Source organism: Methylobacterium variabile, assembly GCF_001043975.1.
In the GTDB taxonomy this organism is placed as follows: domain Bacteria; phylum Pseudomonadota; class Alphaproteobacteria; order Rhizobiales; family Beijerinckiaceae; genus Methylobacterium; species Methylobacterium variabile.
In genome coordinates this window covers 1-2764 of the sequence record NZ_LABY01000493.1, presented here as the reverse complement: position 1 = coordinate 2764, position 2764 = coordinate 1, and the positions used below count along the sequence as shown (strand labels likewise).

The window sequence follows — 2764 nt, the reverse complement described above, 5'->3', positions numbered from 1 at the left end:
GCCCCCCCCCCGAGCCAAGCGTCCCCCCGCCCGAGGGGCCCCCCCCGGCCCCCCCGGCGCCCCCGGCCCCGGAGCAGGGGAATCACCGCCGAGAGCTGCGGCCAGTCGATCGGGTAGAAGTGGCGGTGTTCGGGGCGGATCGGCACGGTGCGGCCACGCTACCACGGCCGAGTTAAGGGCGAATCCCCCCTTCCGGCCGTGTCCTGCTAAAACTCCGCCTCGGGTGCAGAGCGAGAGGAGAGCCGAGGCTTCGCGAGCTTGGCCGTCCATCGAGAGAGACGGTCGGCGCCCGAGGTGAGGTCAGCCATGACGAATTCCGCGTCACCGCCACGCACGATCACAGCCACGCGCACGCTGCGCACCCGCAGGAACGGCGATATCGCTTTCTTCGACGGCGAGGTGGGCGGGCGCTCCATCCGCATCCAGACCCGCGCGGGCGACCCCTTGTGCTGCCGCGTCGACGGCACGGCGCTCGTGCCCGTCACCGAGGAGGCCGACGCGCTGCTGACCGAGCTGCTGCAGGCGGCCGTCGCCAGGGGCGAGGCGCGTGCCGCTCTCCTCGAGCGCAAGCGCGCCGAGGCGCCCGCGCGCCTGGAAGCGATCATGGCCGAGCTGACCAAGGACAGCTCGGCCGAGTTCCTTGCGGCCAACGCTCCGCTCGTGCGGGCCTGGCGGGCCGCCGCGGCGGAGCATGTCGCGCACCACATGGGCTACGCCTCCGAGTGGGAGCCGGTCACCCAGTCGGTGGCAGCGATCGGGCAGACGATGGTCTTCCACCCCGATCGCGAGGTTCGTCGTCTCGTGAGAGGGGGGAAATGATGACCCGCCAAGCCGAGACCCTTCCCCTCTACACCACCATGCTCGCGGCCCTGCCCGATCCGCGGCGGCTGCAGGACCTGGTCGCCAGGAGCCGCGCCCGCCGCGGCTTGGCCTTCGCTCCTGAGTCGCACGCCGCGGTCGCAGAGCTCGCGGCGATCGGCGAGCCGATCCGCGTCGCGATGCTCGACTGGCTCATGGCGCAGTGGGTGTCCGACAGCATCGTCCTGTTGCCGGCCGCTCCCGCGGGTGAGCCGCACCGCATGTCGCTCCGGGCGGTGGTCGAGGGGGCCGTGCCGATCAGGCAGGAGCACCACGCGACGGCGACCGCATGGACCGACGATTGGGCCCACGGCGAGCCCGTCCGCTTGCCGGTGCTCACCGCCGACGAGTTGCGCCGCCGGCTCGCCGCCCGCTCCGACCTCGCCGAGATCGTGCTGCGCATCATGGCGGGCAGCGGGCTCCTCATTCCGGATGAGGTGCGTGACACCCTCGCCGTCGCCGACACGGTGCTGGCCTCGCGTGGCATGCCGGCATGACCGAGCCTCCGCTCCCGCCGGCCTGGCCGCCACCGCCGCCCGGCGGGCCGCAGGACATCGAGATCCTCGACGTCACCTGCGGCGCCGCAATCCGCTTTCCGAACGACCGCGCGCGCAACGAGCGTCTCCGGAGCGCGTTCCGGCGCATCCGCTGGCAGGCCCCGCTTCGATGCTGGTATCTGCCCGGCGTCAGGGCGGGACGCTGCCTCGAGGCGTGGCGGGCGACCGAGTACGCCCGGCACGGCTTTGATCCTTGGGCCGGCGCCAAGGCGCGCGATGCGCAGGAATTCGATGCACCGCCGCCTCGGCGACCGCTTGCACCGACCCCGCTGCGCGACCTGCCCGAGCCACCTCGGATGCTGCTGTGGTCCCCGACGACGGGGACCTTCCATCCCGGCCGGCGCCTCACCATGGACGAGTGGATGGCGGCGATCGACGCGACGCGCGAAGGGGTGCGAACGGAGGATGGCGCGCGCAGCTACACCGGCGCACACATCGCGCAGGAGGCGAAGCGGCAGGCCTACGCCGACGTCGCCCTGCGCAAGGTCTACACCCGGACCGAGGCCGAGAGCGTGTCCGACCTCGTCCCCCTCGACGCCGTGCCGCCGATCGGGACGGCGATCGTCAAGGACGGCCGGCCCTGCGTCTACGTCGCGCTCGGCCGCATCGTGACGATCACCCCGTGGCACGTCGGCCGCTACGGCGCCGACCTCCTCGTGCATGTCGGCAGGAAGGGGCGCTTCGTGCAGTGGGCGCTCCAGGACGAGGAGCCGTCAGCGCCACGGGCCCACGCTTGAGCCGAGGCCCGACCCGGCGCACCGCGTGGGATTTCGCGTCCGACACCGACGCGGTCCAGTGGGGATGGTAGTAGATTTGGGTCACATGCCTCAGCGAAAGGCGCGGCCGAAACTCGCTTCAGGGAGGCGAGGATAGAGAGAAATTCGGGCTTTTCGACGGGGATATTGATCGGAGAGAGGCTCCGGCCCCCGTCGCGAAAGCACGGCCATGGCCCGCCTCCTCGTCCTCGCCTGCTCGGCGACCAAGCGCCCCGATCCCGACCGCATCCCGGCACTCGCGCGCTACGACGGCCCGCTCTGGCGCACCCTGCGCGCCGCCGATCCCGAAGGCCGACGGGCCAAGGTCGCCTTCCTCTCGGCCCATTACGGCTTTCGTGACGCTGAGACCCCGATCGCCGACTACGACGCGCGGCTGACGAAGGACCTCGCCGAGCGGATGATCGCCGGCGGCGTGACCACGCGCTGGCCGCGCCCGCCCTCGCCGCGCCGGCCGGACACCTACGGGATCCACCCCGGCGCCGAGATCGCCTCGCTGGCTCGCCACGGCGCCGAGCCGTTCGCGGAGATCGCGCTGGTCGGCGGCCAGCTCTACGTCGAGGTGATGCACGCCCT

The 2764-nt window shown here is 72.4% G+C and carries 4 protein-coding genes; all 4 read left to right on the top strand.

Annotated elements, in window-relative coordinates:
* Nucleotides 1-306: 306 nt before the first annotated feature.
* Nucleotides 307-819: a hypothetical protein gene (locus VQ02_RS34115; protein ID WP_048448721.1), complete on the top strand. Its 513-nt coding sequence runs from the start codon at nucleotides 307-309 to the stop codon at nucleotides 817-819.
* Entirely contained in the window at nucleotides 816-1355 is a 540-nt protein-coding gene (locus VQ02_RS34110) for a hypothetical protein (protein ID WP_048448720.1), read from the top strand. Before VQ02_RS34115 ends, VQ02_RS34110 begins: the two co-directional genes overlap by 4 nt.
* Nucleotides 1352-2152 (top strand): hypothetical protein, encoded by an 801-nt coding sequence (locus VQ02_RS34105; RefSeq protein WP_048448719.1) that lies wholly within the window; start codon nucleotides 1352-1354, stop codon nucleotides 2150-2152. Before VQ02_RS34110 ends, VQ02_RS34105 begins: the two co-directional genes overlap by 4 nt.
* Before the next feature lie 208 nt (nucleotides 2153-2360).
* Nucleotides 2361-2764, top strand: a 404-nt coding sequence (locus tag VQ02_RS34100) for a hypothetical protein (RefSeq protein WP_048448718.1), incomplete at its 3' end; no start/stop codon positions are given.